10 protein-coding genes are annotated in these 13,609 nt (G+C 72.9%); 8 read left to right on the top strand and 2 right to left on the bottom strand.

The features are described from left to right. The first annotated feature begins 30 nt into the window (after window positions 1–30). From ACZ5OX_RS29820 to ACZ5OX_RS29840, 5 genes are all read left to right on the top strand, one after another. Complete coding sequence (locus tag ACZ5OX_RS29820; RefSeq protein ID WP_449809918.1) at window positions 31–1,353, top strand: MFS transporter; 1,323 nt, start codon at window positions 31–33, stop codon at window positions 1,351–1,353. 133 nt (window positions 1,354–1,486) lie between these two features. Continuing rightward, window positions 1,487–2,014 carry a GNAT family N-acetyltransferase gene (locus tag ACZ5OX_RS29825; protein WP_449791462.1) on the top strand — a complete coding sequence of 176 codons (528 nt, stop codon included), beginning with the start codon at window positions 1,487–1,489 and terminating at the stop codon, window positions 2,012–2,014. Between the two features lie 121 nt (window positions 2,015–2,135). Then, window positions 2,136–2,480, top strand: coding sequence for a DUF4229 domain-containing protein (locus ACZ5OX_RS29830; protein WP_465634322.1), 345 nt, complete (start codon window positions 2,136–2,138; stop codon window positions 2,478–2,480). A gap of 40 nt (window positions 2,481–2,520) precedes the next feature. After that, complete coding sequence (locus tag ACZ5OX_RS29835; RefSeq protein WP_465634323.1) at window positions 2,521–3,660, top strand: LacI family DNA-binding transcriptional regulator; 1,140 nt, start codon at window positions 2,521–2,523, stop codon at window positions 3,658–3,660. A gap of 191 nt (window positions 3,661–3,851) precedes the next feature. After that, window positions 3,852–7,262, top strand: a complete 3,411-nt coding sequence (locus ACZ5OX_RS29840) for an SdrD B-like domain-containing protein (RefSeq protein WP_465634325.1) — start codon at window positions 3,852–3,854, stop codon at window positions 7,260–7,262. Between the two features lie 78 nt (window positions 7,263–7,340). Here ACZ5OX_RS29840 and ACZ5OX_RS29845 read toward each other — a convergent pair whose 3' ends face one another. Beyond that, window positions 7,341–8,549 (bottom strand): MFS transporter, encoded by a 1,209-nt coding sequence (locus tag ACZ5OX_RS29845; protein WP_465634327.1) that lies wholly within the window; start codon window positions 8,547–8,549, stop codon window positions 7,341–7,343. 469 nt (window positions 8,550–9,018) lie between these two features. Between ACZ5OX_RS29845 and ACZ5OX_RS29850 the strand changes: the two genes are divergently transcribed. Then, complete coding sequence (locus ACZ5OX_RS29850; protein ID WP_465634329.1) at window positions 9,019–10,365, top strand: dicarboxylate/amino acid:cation symporter; 1,347 nt, start codon at window positions 9,019–9,021, stop codon at window positions 10,363–10,365. A gap of 297 nt (window positions 10,366–10,662) precedes the next feature. Here the strand turns inward: ACZ5OX_RS29850 and ACZ5OX_RS29855 are convergent, their stop codons facing one another. Continuing rightward, on the bottom strand, window positions 10,663–10,866 hold the full coding sequence (locus ACZ5OX_RS29855) for a cold-shock protein (RefSeq protein ID WP_316526772.1): 204 nt from the start codon (window positions 10,864–10,866) through the stop codon (window positions 10,663–10,665). 474 nt (window positions 10,867–11,340) lie between these two features. Between ACZ5OX_RS29855 and ACZ5OX_RS29860 the strand changes: the two genes are divergently transcribed. Together ACZ5OX_RS29860 and mqnC are read left to right on the top strand one after the other, a co-directional pair. Beyond that, window positions 11,341–12,174 (top strand): menaquinone biosynthetic enzyme MqnA/MqnD family protein, encoded by an 834-nt coding sequence (locus ACZ5OX_RS29860; protein WP_465634370.1) that lies wholly within the window; start codon window positions 11,341–11,343, stop codon window positions 12,172–12,174. 207 nt (window positions 12,175–12,381) lie between these two features. Further along, window positions 12,382–13,602, top strand: a complete 1,221-nt coding sequence (gene mqnC / locus ACZ5OX_RS29865; RefSeq protein ID WP_049651178.1) for a cyclic dehypoxanthinyl futalosine synthase — start codon at window positions 12,382–12,384, stop codon at window positions 13,600–13,602. Window positions 13,603–13,609: the final 7 nt, after the last annotated feature.

Consider the following 13,609-nt stretch of genomic DNA (forward strand, 5'->3'; position numbering starts at 1 on the left):
TGCTCCGGGCCGCCCGGAACACTCGTCCGGGTGACCGAACGCAGCGCCCCCGCCCCCACCGTCCCCCGCTCCGAACCGCCCGCCCCGGCCCGACGCCCCCGGGTGCACTACGCCTGGGTGGTGGCCGCCGTCTCCCTGCTCGTGCTGCTCGGCTCGGCCGGCTTCCGCTCCACGCCGAGCCTGATGATGGACGCCCTGCACAACGAGTTCGGCTGGTCGCTCGGGACGATCTCCAGCGCCACCTCCGTCAACCTGACGCTCTACGGCCTCACCGCCCCCTTCGCCGCCGCCCTGATGGACCGCTTCGGGGTGCGCCTGGTGGTGGTCTGCGCGCTGCTGACCATCTCCGTCGGCGCCGGGCTGACCATGCTGATGCGTCAGCCCTGGCAACTGGTGCTCTGCTGGGGCGTGCTGGTCGGCCTCGGCAGCGGCTCGATGGCCGGCGCCTTCGCCACCACCATCACCGGCCGCTGGTTCCGGGCCCGCCAGGGCCTGGTCACCGGGGTGCTGACCGCCGCCGGGGCGGCGGGGAACCTGGTCTTCCTGCCGGTCGGCGCCTGGCTGGTCGAGCAGCACGGCTGGCGCTCGGCCGTGGTCGTGGTCTCGCTCGCCGCCAGCGCCGTCGCCGTCCCGGTCCTCCTGCTGATGCGCGAGCGGCCCGCCGACCTCGGCCTGCTCCCGTACGGCGCCACCGAAGCCCCTCCCGCGCCGGTCGCCGACGGCCGGGCCCTCACCCGCTCGCTGCGGGTGCTGCGGGACGCCGCCCGGAGCCGGGCGTTCTGGCTGCTGGCCGGCTCCTTCGCGATCTGCGGCGCCACCACCGCCGGCCTGGTCGGCACCCACTTCATCCCGGCCGCGCACGACCACGGCATGCCCGTCACCACCGCCGCGAGCCTGCTCGCCCTGATCGGCGTGTTCGACGTGCTCGGCACCGTCTTCAGCGGCTGGCTCACCGACCGGGTCGACTCCCGGCTGCTGCTGACCGTCTACTACGGGCTGCGCGGCCTGTCCCTGCTCCTGCTGCCGCAGCTGTTGGCCGGCTCGCTGCAGCCGCCGATCCTCGCCTTCGTGATCTTCTACGGCCTGGACTGGGTGGCCACCGTGCCGCCGACCGTCGCGCTGTGCCGCCGGCACTTCGGCGAGGACGCCCCGATCGTCTTCGGCTGGGTGCTCGCCGCCCACCAGATCGGCGCGGCCGTCGTCGCCGGACTGGCCGGCCTGGCCCGGGACGCGCTCGGCAACTACGACCTCACCTGGTACGGCGCCGGCGCGCTGTGCGCCGTCGCGGTCGGGCTCTGCCTGGCGCTGCGCGGCACCGGGCGGGACGGCGGGGCGGTGCCGGTGCTCCCGTGACGGCGGGTCGGCGCCGGTGCTCCCGTGACGGCAGTGCGGTGCCGGCGTTCCCGTGACGGCGGGGGCCCGGTGGGCGAGGGCGGTGCCGGACCTCCCGGTAGGACAGTCGTACCGGAGGTCTAGGCTCCGCCTCATGGCGCTCATCTTCACCCTGGACCCGAAGCTCGACCCCGACCTGCGCACGGACGTCGTCCGGCTGTGGGTCGACGTCACCAACGCGGGCGGGGCGGTCGGTTTCGTGGCGCCGGTCACCGAGGACGAGGTCTGGGACACCGCCGACCGCCAGTTCGCCGGGGTCGCGCCGGACGGCCCGGACCGGCTGCTGGTCGCGCACGAGAGCGGGACGGGCCGGCTGGTCGGCCTGCTGTTCTTCGAGTCGATGCGCTTCGGCCTGATGGACCACTGGCGGATGCTCAAGCGGGTCATGGTGCACCCGGACTTCCAGGGCCACGGTCACGGGGCCGGGCTGCTCGCCGAGGCCGAGCGGGTGGCCCGGGAGTGGGGCCTGGAGTCGCTGCGGCTCACCGCGCGCGGCGGCCTGGGGCTGGAGCGTTTCTACGCCCGCAGCGGCTACCGGGAGGTCGGCCGGGTGCCGGCCGCGATCCGGGTCGCCCCCGGGGACGACCGGGACGACATCACCATGTGGCTCGACCTGCGCTGACACCCGTCCCGGACGGACCGCGGCGGCCGGGCGGGTCGGATCGGTGCCCCGTGCCCCGCGCCGGCCGTCAGGCATGCTTGACTGGAGGACCCGCCCCAGCGCAAGAAGAAGGATGTGTCGAGTGACCAGCAACGGCCCGGAGAAGTCGCACGCCACGCTCCGCTACACCTCCCTGCGGGTCAGCATCTTCCTCGGCTGCCTGCTGGTGGCCCTGCTGCTCGGGCACTTCCAGATCATCCCGGTCAGCGGTGAGGCCGGCATGATCTTCCTGTTCCTGCTGGCCGCGATCGCCTCCGCGCCGCTCAGCTACGCGCTGCTGAGCAAGCAGCGCGACGAGATGTCCGCGCAGATCAGCGGCAGGGTCTCCGGGATGCGCAGCCGTACCGCCGAGCGGATCGCCACGCAGAACGCCGAGGAGGACGCCGCCGACGACGCCGCCCGCGCGGCCACCGCCGGCCAGAGCTGACCCCGGCTCCGCCCCGCCCCGCCCCACGAGCGCAGCCGCCGTGCCCGCCAACCGAGACTCCGAGCCTTCCGAGCCGTCGTCCGAGCAGACGCCCGTCGAGGGGCCGCCCGCTGAGGGGGTGCCCGCCGAGGGGCCGCCCGTCGAGGGGGCGCTCGGCACCTGGCCGGCCCCCGTCCGCCGGCCCACCGGACGGGACGTGGCCCGGCTCGCCGGGGTCTCCCAGGCGACCGTCTCCCTGGTCTTCTCCGGCGCCGAGGCCGGCCGACGGGTCTCCGAGGCCACCCGGGAGCGGGTCCGGGAGGCCGCCCGCAGCCTCGGCTACCGTCCCCAGGCGGCCGGCCGGCAGCTGCGGCTCGGCCGCAGCGGGATGATCCTGCTGGCCGTGCCGAACCTCCAGGGCCCGTTCTTCGGCCGGGTGCTGGAGGGCGTCCACGAGGAGGCCGGCCGCAACGGCCTGGCCGTCGTGGTCAGTTCCGGCTGGGGCCGCGCCACCCTCGCCGAGGCCGCCACCGCCGGCCGCTTCGACGGCCTGCTGATCTGCTCCCCGGACGACAGCCAGCTCGGCGAGCTGCCCGCCGACACCCCCGCCGTCTTCCTGGACGCCGACCCCGGCACCGACCGGGCCCGCCCGACCGTCGAGCTCGACGTGGCCGGCGGGATGCGCGCCGCGGTCGAGCACCTGGCCGCGCTCGGCCACCGCCGGATCGGCCGGCTGCGCTCCAGCCACTCCGCGTACACCTTCCGGGTCCGACAGGCCGCCTTCGAGCAGGCCGTGCGCGAACTCGACCTGGACGTCGTGGAGTTGGGCGTGAGCCTGAACGACGGCCACCGGGCCGCGCGGACCGTCGCGGGCCGGCTGCTGGAGCGGGCGGACCGGCCGCGCGCGGTGATCTGCGACGACGACGTGGTCGCCTCCGGGGTCTACCAGGCCGCCGCCGAGCTGGGGCTTCGGGTGCCCGAGGACCTGTCGGTGGTCGGCATGGACAACGTCGCGGTGGCCGCGCTGCTCGCCCCGCCGCTGACGACCGTCGACCTGCCCGGCGAGGAGCTGGGCCGGGCGGGCGCCGCCGCGCTGGCGGCCCTGCTGCGCGGCGAGCGGGTGGCGCCGGTCGCACCGCTGGCCACCTCGCTGGTGCTGCGCTCCTCCACGGCGCCGGCCGCTACGGTTCCGACGGTCTGATCACCTTCCGTAATCGCCGGGTGGCGCCAGCTCGTCCGGTTTGCCCATTGATTGCTCCAATCGGGTGAAAAGTAATCCTTCGCTCTCGCGCCGTACCTCCATTCGGATTAACAGAGGGTGAGATTTCCGGCATGCGGACGCTCCGATCAATACCCTCACCCTCGTCCAGGGCAGGCCGTACGGCCATGGCCATGGGCCTCTTCGCGGGCACGCTGCTCACCGGCACCCTCACCGCTCCGGCCGCCGAAGCCGCCGTCAGCTTCACCAAGACGGTGGACAAGCCGACGGTGGCGCCCGGCGAGAACGTCACCTACACCCTGCGCTACACCTGCTCGGTCACCGACTGCGCCAACGGCCGGATCACCGACACCCTTCCCGCCGGGATGGAGTTCGTCGGCTGGACCCCGGACGCGAGCACCGTCGACGTCGCCGGTTCGACCGTCCCGGCGGCGGGCGCCATGGGCGGCACCCTCGACATCAGGCTCCTCACCCTCACCCCGGGGACCACCGCGACCGTCAAGGTCGTCCTCAGGTTCCCCAACTTCACCACCCCCAACGGCACCAAGGCCGTCAACTCGGCCACCCTGACCGCCGACGGCGAGCCCAAGCAGTCCGGCTCCGCCACCACCGGCGCCGTCGTCCAGCCCGACTACAAGGTCACCAAGGGCGTCCAGACCAGCAGTCAGGACGGCCGGTCGGTCACCTACCAGTTCAGCGCCTGCTCCACCAGCGGCGTCCCCAACGTCGACCTGGACGCCGCCCGCCTGGTCGACACCCTGCCGCCCGGCGCCGTCGTCGACACCGGCCGCTCGCCGGGCTGGACCCGGGACCCGGCCGACCCCGACCGCTGGGTGTTCGACATCGGCGACTTCCGGGCCGGCAACGGCCAGGCGGGCTGCCGCATCCCCGGCGTCCTGGTCGTCAACTACCCCGACCCGACGTTCCCCAGCGGCACCACCTCCACCAACTCGGTCGTCCTGCAAGGCGATCCGCTGGGCCCCGAGGGCATGCGCGACCTCTCGAAGGCCACCGCGGACTCCCCGACCTTCCAGCCGCCGACCACCGGCATCCAGGTCACCGCCTCCAAGATCTGGCAGGACGAGGTCGTCTCCGGCGACATCGCCGCCTTCAGCCTCCATCCCGGCAACATCGCCGGCCCCGCCACCCGCCTGGTGATGACCGACCCGGGCGGCGGCACCACCTCGAACCTCTACAACTGGCTGATCCCGCAGTCCATCCAGCTGGAGGCCTGGAACCCCACCAGCATCGGCCTCACCCTCGAGTACCGGCTGGACGGTGACCCGACCTGGCGGACCTTCACCCCCGGCAAGCCCTTCGACGGTTCGGGCAGCCGCCGGATCACCTTCGCCGCAGGCGCCGGCGACCCCGCGAACGACGAGCTCGGCATCCCCGCCGGGCGCCGACTGGACGGGCTGCGCTTCGAGTGGAACGGCCCCATCCCCACCGGCTGGAGCCCCGGCAACGCCGTCCAGGTGCTCGCCCAGGTGGTCACGCCCGGCCACGACGGCCGCACCGCGCCCGGCCCGCTGCACAACTGCGTGGACGTGACCGGCACCGACGCCGCCGGCGCGACCTCCTCGGCGAGCGCCTGCGCCGACGCCCACGTCTCCGCGGCCACCAACCTGGGCGCGGCCAAGACCACCACCTCCGGGGAGGTGCTCGCCCCCGGCGGCATCGCGACCTTCCAGATCACCCCGTACAACCGCACCGGCCGCACCCTGGGCACCCCGCTGGTGATGTACGACCTGCTGCCGGCCGGCCTCGTCTACCAGGACGGCAGCGCCCGCCGCGACCCCGGCTACCCGGAGTCCCTCGCCCCGCAGTCCGTCCAGGTGCTGCCCGGACCGGACGGCCGCCAGCTGCTCAAGCTGACCTGGCCGGCCGGCGCGCCCGACATGACCTACCTCGACGACCACCGGGCCCACCGCACCCTGATCGACGTCCAGGTGGCCGGCAGCGCCAGGCCCGGCACCCTCACCAACGACGTGTACGTCACCACCGAGGGCGCCAAGGAGCCGGTCGCCTGCTCCTACTTCGGCACCGACAGCGGCACCCCGGACACCCTCGACCTCAACGGCGACGGCAACACCACCGAGACCATGTGCCACGCCTCCTCCAAGGTCGAGGTGCAGGTACCGGCCGTGCTGCGCTCCTTCAAGGAGGTCAGGGGCGACCTCGACAAGGACTACGCCACCACCGGCACCACCACGCCCGGCGGCGGCCTGTCCTACCGGCTGACCGTCCGCAACGACTCGCCCGACCCGGTCACCGACTTCGTCGCGTACGACAAGCTGCCCACCCCGGGCGACTCCTACCTGCTGCGCCCGGACGTCCCGCGCGGCTCCGCCTGGACGCCCTCGCTCACCCGGCCGCTGACCTCCAGCGATCCGACCGTGGTGATCGAGTACACCACCTCGCCGAAGCCCTGCCCGACCGGCGCGATCACCGTGCCCGGGCCGTGCGACGCCGGCGCCCGGTGGAGCACCGACTTCCCCGGTCCCGGCAACGCCACCTGGTTCAGGGTCAGCCGACCGGGCACCCTGCCGTCGGGCGGACTGTTCACCCTGACCTGGCCGATGGTCGCCTCGGTGGACGCCGGCAACGCCGACTTCGCGTGGAACAGCTTCGCCTACACCGCCACCGACTCCACCGGCAGCCCGCTGCTGCCGGCCGAGCCCGCCAAGGTCGGCGTCGGCGTCCAGGCCCCCACACCGCCGAACAACGCGCTCGGCGACCACGTCTGGGCCGACCGCGACGCCAACGGCGTCCAGGACTCCGGCGAGAGCGGCGTCCCGGGCGTCCGGGTGGAGCTGCTGGACGGCGCCGGACAGCCGGTCCGCGACAAGCTGGGCAAGCCGGTCACCACGGTGACGGACGCGGACGGGAACTACCTGTTCGACCAGCTGCCGGACGGGGAGTACGCGGTGCGCTTCGACCTGACGACCGTCCCGGCGGACGCCAAGGTCACCGTGCGGCACGCGGGGAAGGACCCGGCGCGGGACTCGGACGCCGACCCGACCACCGGGACCACCCAGACGGTGCGGCTGTCGGGCGGGGCGCGGGACCTGAGCCTGGACCTGGGGCTGGTACTGGCGGATGCGCCGACGCCTACTCCGACGCCGACGCCTACTCCGACGCCGACGCCGACTCCGACGCCTACTCCCACGCCGACTCCGACGGGTTCGCCGACGCCGACCTCGTCCCCGTCTCCGACCTCGTCGCCGACGCCCACCCCGACGAACTCGCCGTCCCCGACGAACTCGCCGTCCCCCACGGGTTCGCCGACGCCGACGAACTCGCCGACGGGTTCGCCCTCGCCGACGGGCAGCCCGACCGGCACCCCGTCGGGCACCCCGACCGACGGCCCGTCGAACGGCCCGTCGTCGACCGAGCCCCCGAGCACGGGTGAGCCCGGTGCCCCGTCGCAGGATCCGCAGCGGCCGTCCCCGGGGCAGGGGAGCGGCGAGCTGCCCCACACCGGTGGGCCCGGCCTGCTGCCGGCCGTGCTGGGCGCCGTCGCCCTGGGCTCCGGCGTGCTGTTCACGGTGATCGCCCGGCGCCGTCGGGGCCGTCACAGCTGATCATCCGTAACCGACCGAAGGACAAGACCGTGCCCGCCGGCCAGACCGCCGGCGGGCACAGTCGTCTGTGGGGGTGGGTCAGCCCACCGGGACGGGCTGCGCGGCAGTGGCCACCGGCGCCGGGTGGAACCAGCGCCGGGCGCCGAACAGCAGCAGTCCGCCGAGCGCGATCCCGCCCACCGCGCACAGCGCCACCGGGCGCAGCGAGTCCTCGGCGAGCTTGCCGGAGACGGCGTAGCCGAGCGAGTTGCCGGTGGCGAACAGCGTGATCAGCCAGGCGAAGGCCTCGGTCACGGTGCCGGTCGGCGCCAGTTCGGCGACCAGCACGAACGCCGCCGCGAGCAGCGGGGCCAGCATGATCCCGGAGAGGAAGGCCAGCGCGGCCATCGGGTACGGCCCGGGCAGGGTGACCAGCGGCAGGTAGCAGGCGGCCATCGCGAGGGCCATCGCCCAGGTGCGGGTGGCCGTGCTCTGCCGCCAGTCGACCGCGCCGTAGGCGAGCGCGCCGAGCAGGCCGGCGAGCGCGGCCAGCGCCAGCAGGGTGCTCCCGCCGCCCGGCAGTTCGCCGGCGTGCCGCTCGGCGTAGGCGATGAACAGCACGTTCTGGGCGCCGACCGCCCAGCCGGCCCCGGCCAGGCCGATCAGCAGCAGCACCAGGCCGGGGGAGCGCAGCGGTCCGAGCAGTCCGGCGGACTGCTCCCGGGCCGGGGCGCGCCAGGCGCGGGCGGGCCCGGTGGTGGCCACGATCAGCGCGCCGGCCAGCCCGAGCCCGGCGGCCACCCAGAGCGCGGCGACCGGGCTGAACAGTCCGGAGATGGCGGCGACGGCCAGCGGCCCGGCCACGTAGAGCGTCTGCTGGGAGGCGGAGTCGAAGGCGTACGCGGTGTCGAGCTGCTTCTCCTCGACCACGTCCGGCCAGAGCGAGCGCAGGCAGGGTTCCAGTGGGGGCATGGCGAGGCCGGCGATCGCGGCCCCGACCGGTGCGCCGATCGCGGAGCCGGGGGCGAGGGCGAGCAGCGCGTACCCGCCGCCGGCCACCACGGCGGAGGCGAGCAGGACCCTCGGCTGCCCGGTGCGGTCCACGATCCGGCCGAGCACCGGCCCGCCGATGGCGACGGCGAACGCGTAGGCGGAGGTGGCCAGTCCGACCCGGCCGTACGGCACCCCGGCGTCGCGCAGGGCGAGGGCGATGACGAGGGCGGTCATGCCGGCGGGCAGACGGCCGAGCAGGGTGCCGAGCAGCAGGCGGGTGACGTGCGGGGCACGGAGCAGGGCGAGGTAGCCCATCGGCGTCCTCTCCGGGTGGGCAGGCAGGGGCGGGGACGCCGCCAAAGTTATACGTATAACCGCTCGGCGGTCAATCAGGCCGCTGGGCTGGCCTGATGGGGCGTCAGCTTCGTTCGTGTCCGGAGTTCGAGTTCGCGGTGAGCCCGGAGAGGGCAGGAACTCTGCGTGACCTCAAACAAGTACTTTGAACATCTCAAACCTTTGCTGCTAACGTATCGGCCATGACAGCCTCAGACGCACTGCGGATGCACGGCCCGGGCCAGCTGCCCGGCGCCGCCCGCCCGTGTGCTCTGGCCGGTGCTGTGGACAGCCCGCGCCGTTGTCGCGCCCCGCGCTGTACTGCCCTGTGCTGTACCGCGGCGGCACGCCCCTGACCGGGGGCCAGACCTCTCCCGTCCGGCCCCGCGCCGTGCCGCCTGCTCCGCCCCCACCTCACCGTCAGCAACGCCCTCCCCGGAGACGCTCCCCCATGTCCACAGCGCCCGAGGCGACCACGTCGCCGTCCGTGCTCGCCCGCATCCGCAAGACGCCCTTCTGGGTGCAGATCGTCGCCGGCCTCGTGCTCGGCGTCGGCCTCGGCTACCTGGCCCGCGCCGCCGACATCTCCTGGCTGGCCACCACGCTGGAGACCATCGGCAAGACCTTCGTCCAGCTGCTCAAGCTGGCCGTCCCGCCGCTGGTGTTCACCGCGATCGTGGTGAGCGTCGCCAACCTGCGCAACGTGACCAACGCGGCCCGCCTGGCCACCCGCACGCTGCTCTGGTTCATGATCACCTCGCTGATCGCGGTCGGCATCGGCATCGGCCTGGGCCTGCTGACCAACCCGGGCGAGGGCACCAACCTGAAGACCGAGGGCCTCAAGGCGCTCGACTCCAAGGGCACCTGGGTCGACTTCCTGACCGGGATCTTCCCGACCAACATCGTCGACTCCTTCGCCAAGGTGAACGTCCTCCAGATCGTCTTCCTGGCGGTCGTGGTCGGCGCGGCGATCATCAAGCTCGGCGCCAAGGCCGAGCCGGTCCTCAAGCTCAGCGAGTCCGTGCTGGAGCTGACCCAGACCGCGCTGTGGTGGGTCATCCGGCTCTCCCCGCTCGGCACCCTCGGCCTGATCGGCAAGTCCGTCGCGAAGTACGGCTGGGACCTGCTGAAGCCCTTCGCCACGCTGACCCTGGACATCTACCTCGGCTGCGCCCTGGTGCTGTTCGTCGTCTACTCGCTGGTGCTGCGCTTCGCCGCCGGGCTCAACCCGGTGCACTTCTTCAAGGGCGCCTGGCCCGCGATCCAGCTGGCCTTCGTCTCCCGCTCCTCGGTCGGCACCCTGCCGGTCACCCGCCGTGTCACCGAGCGCCTCGGCGTCCCGAGCGAGTACGCGTCCTTCTCGGTGCCGTTCGGCGCCACCACCAAGATGGACGGCTGCGCCTCGATCTACCCGGCCGTCGCCGCGATCTTCGTCGCCCAGGTCTTCAACGTGGAGCTGGACATCAAGGACTACATCCTGATCGCCTTCGTCTCGGTGGTCGGCTCGGCCGCCACCGCGGGCCTCACCGGCGCGATCATCATGCTGACGCTGACCCTGTCCACCCTGGGCCTGCCGCTGGAGGGCGTCGGCCTGCTGCTCGCCATCGACCCGATCCTGGACATGATGCGCACCGCGACCAACGTCGCCGGCCAGGTCGTCGTGCCGATCGTGGTCGCCGCCCGGGAGCGGATCCTGGACGTCGCCGCGTACAACAACCCCTCAGGGGACCTGTACGAGGAGGACGCGAAGCCGGCCGTCGCTGCCGGTCAGGGCGAGCCGGCCGCGGCCGCGGCCTGAGGCTCGTCCGGCCTTCCGGCCCGGCCGCTCGGCCGGAGGTCGGATGTCCGATCGGACGTCAGAGGGGGCGTTCGATCCGCGACGGAAAGGGCCCTCTCCCGGTGACGGGAGAGGGCCCTTTCCGTATTCCTTCGTTCCGCACCCGAACTTCCGTCCGGTTCGCGGCTTTCGAAAAGGCAGGGGGCCCGCCGGATGGGCGGGCCCCCTTGGGTACTGCTCTTGTGCTCATGGTGGCGGCTGTCGGGCGCCGCCGGCGGACCCGTACGGGTCCCGAGCGATCAGATCATCAGAGGATGGTCAGACAGCGCTGACGTTCTCCGCCTGCGGGCCCTTCGGGCCCTGGGTGACGTCGAAGGTGACCTGCTGGTTCTCCTCCAGCGAGCGGAAGCCGTTCGCGTTGATGGCGGAGTAGTGAACGAAGACGTCGGGGCCGCCGCCCTCCTGGGCGATGAAGCCGAAGCCCTTCTCAGCGTTGAACCACTTGACGGTTCCCTGAGCCATGCCGTTCTCCTTGCGATGCGTGTCGGGGGCCACACCGTGTGACACCCGGTCCGCTGCGCTGATCGCCCTGCCTCCGGACGTGTCCGAAATTTTTCGATATTGCTGAAAAACTACAAAAAGCCTGCGGTTACATGCTCCGCAGGCTTCAAGTACTGCAAGGGGAATCAAACTGCAACTGAGGGCAACGCTAGCATGCGGCCGCTGTGACGACCAGAGGTCACTTGCGGCGTGGAAGGCGCGTGTCGTAAGGGCGGGAGCGGTCGCGGAAAGGCGTGCCGGAGCCGCGTGAGGGCGTGTCGGGTGGCCGGTGCGGGCCGCCGTGAACAGCAGGCATACGCTGCGGGGAGGCACGAACAGCAAGGGAGCGGCGCAGTGGCAGCACCGGAAGCACGAACCCCGGACGCGCGGACGCGGGAGCCCCGACAGAACACCCCGGACACCCCGGACACCCCGGTCAGGCCCAGGGTCGGCCACATCCAGTTCCTGAACTGCGTACCCCTCTACTGGGGGCTCGCCAGGACCGGCAACCTGCTCGACCTGGACCTCACCAAGGACACCCCCGAGAAGCTGAGCGACCAGCTCGTCGGCGGCGCCCTCGACATCGGCCCCATCACCTGCGTGGAGTACCTGCGCAACGCGGACGACCTGCTGGTCCTGCCGGACATCGCGGTCGGCAGCGACGGCCCGGTGATGTCCTGCCTGATCGTGAGCAAGGTGCCGCTCGCCGACCTCGACGGCCGCAGGGTCGCCCTCGGCTCCACCAGCCGCACCTCCGTGCGGCTCGCCCGGCTGCTCCTGGAGGAGCGCGAGGGCGTGCGCCCGGACTACTTCAGCTGCCCGCCGGACCTCAGCGCGATGCTCGCCGAGGCCGACGCCGCCGTCCTGATCGGCGACCCGGCCCTGCGCGCCTACCTCGGACAGGCCGCCGACCTCGGGCTCACCGTCCACGACCTCGGCGAGATGTGGAAGGAGTGGACCGGCCTGCCGTTCGTCTTCGCGGTCTGGGCGGTGCGGCGTGAGTTCGCCGAGCGCGCCCCGGAACTGACCGCCGCGGTGCACCGGGCCTTCCTGGAGTCCCGCGACCTGTCGCTGGTCGAGGCCGCCAAGGTGGCCGAGCAGGCCGCCCGCTGGGAGTCCTTCGGGGCGGACGTGCTGGAGCGGTACTTCAGCGAGGCGCTCGACTTCTCGCTCGGCGAGCGGCAGCTGGCCGGCGTCTCCGAGTTCGCCCGGCGGGTCGCGCACGACAGCGGGTTCGCCCCGGACGTCGCGGTACGGCTGCTGGAGCCGGCGGCTCTGCCGGTGGGGTGACCGGTCCCGCCGGTGGGGTGACGGGCGTTGCCGCGGGGCGACGGGCCCTGCCGCCGGGGGACCGGCGTCGTTGCCGGGGGACTGGCATCGTCGCCGGGGTGACCGGCGTCGCCGCCGGGGGTGACAGCGGAGGTGGGCGGCCGAATGTGCTGGCGTAGGCTGGTTCGGCCGTACCCCAGTAGCACTTGAGAGAGAGAAGGCCGCCAGGTGACCGAGCTCGCAGCGACCACCCTCGATGCGTCCAGCACCGACCTGAAGGCCGTGCTCGACCGGGCCGCCGCCGGCGGCCGGATCACCCCGGAGGAGGCGCTGGAGCTCTACCGCTCGGCGCCGCTGCACGCGCTCGGCTCCGCCGCCGACGCGGTGCGCCGCCGGCGCTACGCGGGTACCGAGCACATCGCGACGTACATCATCGAGCGCAACATCAACTACACCAACGTCTGCGTGACGGCGTGCAAGTTCTGCGCCTTCTACGTGCCGCCGAAGAGCGACAAGGGCTGGTCCCGCGAGCTCGACGAGATCCTGCGCCGCTGCGCCGAGACGGTCGAGCTGGGCGGCACCCAGATCATGTTCCAGGGCGGCCACCACCCGGACTACGGCGTGGAGTACTACGAGCGCGCGTTCTCGGCGATCAAGGCCGACTTCCCGCAGCTGGTGATCCACTCGCTGGGTGCCTCCGAGGTCGAGCACATGGCGCGGATCTCGGGCGTCTCCGTCGAGGAGGCCATCACCCGGATCCACAAGGCGGGCCTGGACTCCTTCGCCGGCGCCGGCGCCGAACTGCTGCCGGAGCGGCCGCGCAAGGCGATCGCCCCGCTGAAGGAGTCCGGCGAGCGCTGGCTGGAGATCATGGAGATCGCCCACGGCCTCGGCGTGGAGTCCACCTCCACCATGCTGATGGGCACCGGCGAGACCAACGCCGAGCGGATCGAGCACCTGCGGATGATCCGCGACGTGCAGGACCGCACCGGCGGTTTCCGGGCGTTCATCCCGTACACCTACCAGCCGCAGAACAACCACCTGAAGGGCTCGACCCAGGCCACCGTCTTCGAGTACCTGCGGATGATCGCGATCGCCCGCCTGTTCCTCGACAACGTCGCCCACATCCAGGGCTCCTGGCTCACCACCGGCAAGGAGGCCGGCCAGCTGTCGCTGCACTACGGTGCGGACGACCTCGGGTCCGTGATGCTGGAGGAGAACGTCGTCTCGGCGGCGGGCGCCAAGCACCGCTCCAACCTCACCGAGCTGATCCACCTCATCCGGGCCGCCGACCGCGTCCCGGCGCAGCGCTCGACCACCTACGAGCACCTGCGCGTGCTGGACGACCCGGCCAACGACCCGGTCGACCCGCGGGTCGCCTCGCACATCGCCTCCACGGCGATCGAGGGCGGCACCGCGCACCCCGAGCTGAAGATCCTGGACAACTGACCCCTCT

The sequence above is a fragment of the Kitasatospora sp. NPDC032121 genome (assembly GCF_055580145.1).

Coding starts and splice junctions, on each gene's coding strand:
- ACZ5OX_RS29850 (WP_465634329.1), top strand. CDS start 9,019: ATGTCCACAGCGCCCGAGGCGACCACGTCGCCGTCCGTGCTCGCCCGC.
- ACZ5OX_RS29840 (WP_465634325.1), top strand. CDS start 3,852: ATGGGCCTCTTCGCGGGCACGCTGCTCACCGGCACCCTCACCGCTCCG.
- ACZ5OX_RS29855 (WP_316526772.1), bottom strand. CDS start 10,866: ATGGCTCAGGGAACCGTCAAGTGGTTCAACGCTGAGAAGGGCTTCGGC.
- ACZ5OX_RS29825 (WP_449791462.1), top strand. CDS start 1,487: ATGGCGCTCATCTTCACCCTGGACCCGAAGCTCGACCCCGACCTGCGC.
- ACZ5OX_RS29845 (WP_465634327.1), bottom strand. CDS start 8,549: ATGGGCTACCTCGCCCTGCTCCGTGCCCCGCACGTCACCCGCCTGCTG.